Here is a 6,943-nt window from a genome sequence, read left to right as displayed (position 1 = left end):
TCTGGCTCTGGCTCTGGCTCTGGCTCTGGCTCTGGCTCTTTGGCTTGCGGCGCAGGCGTTGATGGTGGCTTCGTTTCGCCCCAAAATTTCATCACGGCTTGGTCAGGGCGAGATAAGGTGGTTTTCGACACAAAGCAGCCGCTTTTCACCGCCAGCGCCTCACCTGTTGCCAGCGATGCATTGACCGCCGCAACATCGCCAACCACGCGAATGGTCATCCAGCCACTGCCTTTGGCGGGCTCGGCGCCAAGCAAGGTCACCGCCGCCGACTTCGCCATCGCATCGGCAACCACAATCGCGCCGGCAAGACCGCGCACTTCCAGTAATCCTAATGACTGCTTCACTTGAGCCTCCTTTGAATAATCTATCGCGCCGAGCTGTGCGTTATGCCGCCGCGAATCCTGTCTTTAGCGCTTGACTGAGCGCTTTTTTACCGAGGAGTAAACTTACCGCGGATTAAACTTACAGCGGCTTAAACGCCAGTCCTTTAACTAACCGCGCGGCGTTACAGCCCAGAACTCGCAGAGCCTGTGCGGTATTGGGCGCATCCAGCGCTAAACGAAACAGCGGTGTTTCAACCGCTAAATTGCGTGAATGCACCGCGACATATTTGCCGTCACTGGCAATGCCAACCGCCAGTGGTGACAGGGCAGCGGCTTGATACGCTTGCTCTACAAGGCTGCTACCATGCTCGAATTCGAGCGTTTTATAAGGAATGCCTTCCTCTTCCATGCCCCAGAGCAGCGGCGTTAGCTTTGTAGACGTTGGCTCGCTTAGGCGCACGTAAATGGCTGGTGACTCTTGCAATTGGCTCATTGCAAAGGCTCCTCTTGTGCTTGTCTTCCTTGCTGGTAGGCGAGGATCAAACCTGTGGCCACGGCGTTTCTTGGCCCTTGACAGCCGCGCACATTGCCGCGCCCAGCGACCAAGTTGTAATGAGACAGTGCATCAGTCACCAGTTGTGGTACTTCAAAATCCAGCGATGAGCCGCCAACCAGCACCACAAAAGGAATGTCACGAATGTTGCCCGTCGGGCTGACGCTTTTCAGCGCTCTAAGAGCATTGGTGACGAACACTCGCTGTTTGGCGCTTTGACGCACCAGTTTGACGCGCTCGATGGTGTGCTCGCCCGGCAGCGGTACAAAACGTGGCTGCGCTGGATCATCGTCTTTTGAATCCCCTTGCGGCGGGTTTTTCACCACTACGACGCGGGCAAAGATTTCACTTGGCAATGGTTGGTCGAAAAACTGCACCGTGCCGTCTTCATGGCGCAGATGAAACAAGCTTTCCACTTTGGCAAGTGGGTATTTCTTAATGTCTTCAGCGAGATAGCGGTCATCAAGCCCCAGTTCGCTGGCGATGATCATGGTTACCATGTCCCCAGCGCCTGCCAGGTGAGTTGCGACAATTTCGCCGTTGTGGTTGATGATCGAGGCATCGGTTGAGCCCGCACCAAGATCCAAAATTGCCAGCGGAGTTTGAGTGCCCGGAGTAGTCAGCGCACCAAGAATCGCCGCTTCCGCCTCGGCGCCGCCAATTTGCACTTTGACGTTGAGGGTGGCTTGAATTTCTTGCGCGATACGTGCCATTTGCAGATGGTCAGATTTAACCATCGACGCGATGCCCACTGCGTGCTCTAACGAAAACTCGCCCGCTAAGCCGCCAACCACATTGACCGGCACCAGAGTGTCGACCGCCAGTAAGTCTTGAATAAAGATTTCGCTGCTCGGTTTGTCGGTGAGTTTGGCCATGGTTTGCCTAACGTTCTCAAGCATACCGCCGATGTTTGAGCCTGCTTCGCCAGTGACGTTATCCAGCGCCGAGCATGCCTCAACCCCTTGCATGATTTTTTCGCTGCCTTCGGCGACATCAATGGAATGACTGCGCCCTTGGCAATACAAAGTCAGGTGTCCAGCAGGAATGGTGCGCGCTTTGACATCGCCAGCTGGAGTTTTCACCACTACCGCCGAGCGAGTGCCAATCAGCGCTCTGGCAACAGGCACGATGTTTTTGGTTTCGTCACTGGACAGCTCAAACACAGTGGCGATGCCATAAGGGTTGGACAGGGTACTGATCACTTGTCCGGGCGGCGCGACTTCCACCGCAGCCAGCATGCCAAGTGGAATGCGGTCGATATAACTGACCTCATCGACAATCGGCAGAGTGCGAGATAGGCGATTGCTTACCAGTACGCCGTCGTCTTTTTGCAAAATCAGCGCTTGAATTTGGTAGCCAGCCTCGGTTGCCGCATTGACCATGGTTGCGACATCCGCAAAATCAAATTCCCCCGGTACCACCAAAATGTAGGGCTGATCGTTATCGCGTTTAAGCAAATCTTCACAGTTAATGGTGAGCCCAACGCCAAGGCCGACACCACCCGGCGTTTTGGGATTGTGACCAATCATGGTGGATTCAGTAATGATGGTTTCGGTGATGGTTTCCATCGCCACATCGCCAATCACTGGGGTGGCTTCGTTGATACGAATAAGAGAAATATCACCGCGGCTTAAGCTGGCGTTTTCCACCACCATGTCGAGCGCTTGATAGATGCCAAACAGATTGCGTTTGGTGCCCTTAATTCCGGTGGTTTCGGTGATGGCGCTGGCCATAAAGCGTACATCGGAGCCTTGCACATTCGCCAGTGCCACTTCGGTAGAAGAGTTTCCAATATCAATGCCCACAATGTACGCCATGACCTTACCTCGTTAACTGCTTGCTGTTGTGATGATGTTTTGATTAGTCGTCGCCTTTGAGTTTTTTACGCGATACGTACAGAGCCGCGGCTTCGCGTACGTAATCGGCGCACACTTTGGCGTGATATTTCTGCTCCAGTTCATCACCGATCGCCAGCAGCTCCTCTTTGCTTGAACGATAGGGGCGCAGCGCGTTGTAGATCTCAAGCACCCGTTCATCGGGAACAAAGGTCAGCTCGGCGGCGCGCTCAAAGTTGAGCGCTAAGCGATCGCGACCAGCGCTGCGAGCGATGTCGGCTTGAATACGCAAAATCTCGGGTGTGATGCGCATGTCTTGCGGCGTCACTTTGCCGGACAGAACATTTTCCAGCGTCATATCTTCAAGGGTTTTACCTGTGCTGGTTTTAACCCAATCTGGGTGTTTATTAGCGAGCGGGTAGTCGTCAACGCTCGCGCCAGAGTGACTCGCAGTGGGCGCCGCGGCGCTTGGTGAAGCGCTTGGCGCAGATGCTGAGGTATTGCCACTGCTCATTTTTTCCAGCACATCACGCACTAGGGCTTCGATGGATTCCGAGTTCATAGTCCGTTCCTCTTTAAGCTAATACTTGCAATTCGAGTGCGGCTTTGCCGGGCACCACATATTTGGTCTCTTTGATGTGCAGCACCGCGGATTTGGCTTGGTATTTTGGCCGCGCCATCTGATCGTTTAAGGTCGGAACCGGCTGTGGTGACTCACCTTTGGCGTACTTGGCCGCGTTTTTGCCAATTTGGCGATAGGTTTCCAGCGTGATCAGTGGTGCTTGTGGAAATAGCTCCAAGTTTGATAGCGGTGGTAAACCATTTTGGTGAATAACTGTCGTGCCTTTGGATTGCACGCCAACACAGATCCCCGAACCGCTCAAGCGGTCGCCTTCCACGGCGATGAACGCCACATCGGAAGATTTAAAGCAGCGAATCACTCGCGCTTTTAAGCCTTCTTCTTCAATACCAGCGCACAGTTCGCGCAGGATCTCTTGGTGCGGCGTACCGACGATATTGGCGGTTTGGCTAAGGCCAAAGGCAGGGCCAACCGCAATCACTACCTCATCGCGGCTTGAGCCGGGTTTGGCTGGGCCGGTTTCTTGCAAAAAGCCACCACTGGCGCTGCTTGCGCTACTGGTCGTGGCTGCGCCTTGGTTTGAAAACGACACCGGTTTATCGGCGCCTTGCATCTCTTTGAGGACATCCTCGACGATCTGACGCAGCAGTGTTTCATTAATATCAACCATCTTTCGTCTTCCTTATCCAAGGTCTTGCGGGTCAAGGGCGTTAGGAATGTTTTTGATCTCTTCCCAGCGCTCACCTTGCAGGCGATAGCCTGTGGCAGGGCCAGCGTAATCATTGACATCATTGACCGCAGACAACACTTGGCTGTCGCCAACGATGATTGCTGAGGTGTGCAAATAGTCGCCGGAAATTTTGGCTTTTTGCATGTTGAGCATGTCTTGGGCAACGTCATTGAAGCCGCCGCTTGCGAGCGCTTTCACTACATCAAGCCCGGTGATGCTTTTCTCGATAACTTGCTGCGCCGCTTTAAGATCTTCGACAATGTTGCGCTCTGGCATGTCTTTCGAGCCATGGGCGTAAGTGGCTGCGGTGACTTCTTCGTCGGTAATTTCTGGAAAACCAAGCCCAGCAAACACCACTTGCATGGCGCGCGCAGCTTTGTTGCGCACCGCAACCGCTTCTTCTTCGCGCACAGGGCGCAAGCCGCCATCGACTTTTAAGTCGCGCTGAATCACGTTGTAGTCGTCAAAATCTTCGGCGTCTTCATTGGAACCGGCGAACATGTTGTCGTAGTTCGGTGTGGCCGAATAGCCAGATGAGATAAAGTCTGTGCCTGGCAAAAATTGCATCAGCAACCTTGCGGTGCGGCGCATGTCCGAGTGGGTAAAGGTTTGGTCGTTACTTGAGGCGCACTCAAGGTCGAGCGCCGCGCAAATCAAGTTTTCCGCCAGCACAGCACGAATGCCAGAAGGCACCGCCGAAGGCACACCAATACAGCTGACCGAGCCGTTTTGCAGCCCTTGAACGCCGGCGGCTTTGGTGATGTAGATGCAGCGCGCTTCCAAATACAGCATCGATTTGCCTTCGGCGTAGCCCATTTGCACTTCCGAGCCAGAGCCCGAAGTAAAACGCATTTTTAAGCCGCGAGAGGCGTAAGATGAGGCCAAAAAGCCTTTTGACCACGGCGTGTCATCGCCGTCGGTAAACACAGGTTCGGTGCCATACACCGAAATGGTTTCGGCGTAGCAAGTGTGGCCGAGCATGCCAAGTTTAAGCTCGGTGGCTTCTTCCAATGAACATTGGGTCAACACACCGGCGCGGCCCACTTGTGAGCCGACTAACAAGGCAATGGCGTTAAATGGCGCATAACGGGCGACCGCGACGGTGGTTTCTTGTTCGTCAAAACCACGCAGCGCCCCTTCGGCGGCATCAGCGGCAATTTGCACCGGATTGTCGCGCACATTGGTGACGTGAGCTTGTTGTGATGGGGTGCGCCGAGCGCGCATTTTCTGCATCGCCATCATCATTTCCACCACGTTCATTTGCGACATCACTTCGACAATTTTTGCCGGTGTCATGGCGGTGGTGATTTTGATGATGTCACTGCGTGGCACGTTTGGATCACACAGCATGTTGGCCACTTTGACAGAGTCCATTTTCATCGCTTGTTCGGCATAGTCTAAATTGATGCCGTAGCGCGCAATGTAGTGGTCGATTAAATCGAAATCGGATTCATTTTTTCCATCCAGTTCAACGACTTTGCCGTTGACTATTTTGATTGATGGGGTTGGGTCGTTGGGGCTTTCCATGGCGATAAAGCCTTCTTCTACCCAATCTTTGACGAATCCATCCTGGTTGACTGGCCGTTTCGCCAGTGCTTCAAATCGTTTTGAACGCATGAACCAACCTCGTTTAGTGGATTAAATGTAAGACGGAAGATCGCTGGTGGGCTCATCACCCATAGTGGCGAGCAGGGTTTTGCCGATTTCCCGCGCTGAAATCACGGCTTGGCGCACCGCGCCGGAGTCACCAGAGACGACCAAAATGGCTTCGTTACTGAAACTGGTGCCGTTGGCTGGGGTGTTGTAGGCGACCACATCGACATTGGCAGATTTAACCGCGGTATCGGCCATCACAACGCCTATTGACGCGGGGGCACCAACGATCACGCCGCAAGCTTTACCAAGTGGCGCGCCAAAGGCTTTTTCTAGCGCATAGCTGGCGCGAGCACTGTATTGCAGCTCGATGTGTCCCGCATCGTTACCGTAAACATCACCAAAAGTGCGTTCTAATTCTTTGAGCGCCACTTCCACCGCGCGGCGCACGTCGGAAACATCGTCACCACCAAACACAATCAGTGAACCGTGTCCGGCGCCGCCTTTGGTATCACGGGGCAGTTCGATGCACACCACTTCGGTGTTGGTGCCTTTCACGGCTTCATCGGCGGCCATAATGTGTGGTCCGGCGCCGGTCCGTGCGCCGAGAATGCCAATCGAGCGATAGCGTTTTTCTAGCTTCATCGCTTCGAGTAGCGCAGCATCGACATTGGCAATCACCAAGCCGATGGTGTCGCCGACTGCGGTGCCGACAAACTCTGTCAGACTGCATGTTTTTGTATTCATTGTTTTGCCTCGTTCGGGTTTCGGCGGTGACGGCTCGGCACTGGACTGACCGATGCGAGTCATCACCTGACTCATAATTTGGTCAACTAGAGGGTTGTCACTCATTCGCTAATTCCTTTGGGAAGAATTTTCTCAACATCGGTGTGTGGACGTGGAATCACATGGGTTGCGACCACTTCACCTACATTGGCTGCTGACGATGCACCAGCATCGGTCGCTGCTTTGACTGCACCAACGTCTCCGCGCACGATCACAGTGACCAAGCCAGAGCCGATTTTTTCGTAGCCGACGAGCATGACGTTGGCTGATTTCACCATGGTATCTGCCGCCTCGATGGCCGCAGTCAGACCATGGGTTTCTACCATTCCTAGAGCTTCTTGTTGCATGGGGTTACCTCGTAAGCAATTGACACTAATACCAAGCAGATACTAAGAAAAACCCGCAAGAAATAATGGTTTAGTTTGAGCAATAAATTGGGAATTATTGGTGGGGATATGTGAAAAGATTGCGCGCTAAAATTAATAACTTCAATGTTTTCAATGCTTGAAGGAAATAATGGAATGACACTATTTAGCGGTAGGA

Annotated in this window: 8 protein-coding genes; all 8 read right to left on the bottom strand. The window is 53.4% G+C overall.

Features of this window, described 5'->3' with window-relative positions:
- A partial coding sequence (locus BLS03_RS10470) for a BMC domain-containing protein (RefSeq protein ID WP_093273251.1) occupies window positions 1–344 on the bottom strand: 344 nt, incomplete at its 3' end.
- A gap of 118 nt (window positions 345–462) precedes the next feature.
- Window positions 463–816, bottom strand: a complete 354-nt coding sequence (locus BLS03_RS10465; RefSeq protein WP_093273249.1) for a glycerol dehydratase reactivase beta/small subunit family protein — start codon at window positions 814–816, stop codon at window positions 463–465.
- Window positions 813–2,693, bottom strand: coding sequence for a diol dehydratase reactivase subunit alpha (locus BLS03_RS10460; RefSeq protein ID WP_093273246.1), 1,881 nt, complete (start codon window positions 2,691–2,693; stop codon window positions 813–815). Before BLS03_RS10460 ends, BLS03_RS10465 begins: the two co-directional genes overlap by 4 nt.
- A gap of 43 nt (window positions 2,694–2,736) precedes the next feature.
- Window positions 2,737–3,273, bottom strand: a complete 537-nt coding sequence (pduE, locus tag BLS03_RS10455) for a propanediol dehydratase small subunit PduE (protein WP_093273244.1) — start codon at window positions 3,271–3,273, stop codon at window positions 2,737–2,739.
- Between the two features lie 13 nt (window positions 3,274–3,286).
- Entirely contained in the window at window positions 3,287–3,961 is a 675-nt protein-coding gene (locus BLS03_RS10450) for a propanediol/glycerol family dehydratase medium subunit (protein WP_093273241.1), read from the bottom strand.
- 12 nt (window positions 3,962–3,973) lie between these two features.
- Window positions 3,974–5,638, bottom strand: a complete 1,665-nt coding sequence (locus BLS03_RS10445) for a propanediol/glycerol family dehydratase large subunit (protein WP_093273238.1) — start codon at window positions 5,636–5,638, stop codon at window positions 3,974–3,976.
- Between the two features lie 21 nt (window positions 5,639–5,659).
- Complete coding sequence (gene pduB, locus BLS03_RS10440; protein WP_093273235.1) at window positions 5,660–6,466, bottom strand: propanediol utilization microcompartment protein PduB; 807 nt, start codon at window positions 6,464–6,466, stop codon at window positions 5,660–5,662.
- Complete coding sequence (gene pduA / locus BLS03_RS10435) at window positions 6,463–6,747, bottom strand: propanediol utilization microcompartment protein PduA (RefSeq protein ID WP_093273233.1); 285 nt, start codon at window positions 6,745–6,747, stop codon at window positions 6,463–6,465. The genes pduB and pduA overlap by 4 nt, the downstream gene beginning before the upstream one ends.
- Window positions 6,748–6,943: the final 196 nt, after the last annotated feature.

The sequence above is a fragment of the Vibrio xiamenensis genome (assembly GCF_900100015.1).
GTDB lineage: Bacteria > Pseudomonadota > Gammaproteobacteria > Enterobacterales > Vibrionaceae > Vibrio > Vibrio xiamenensis.
The sequence above is the reverse complement of the archived record's forward strand: the minus strand, read 5'-3'. Positions and strand labels throughout refer to the sequence as shown.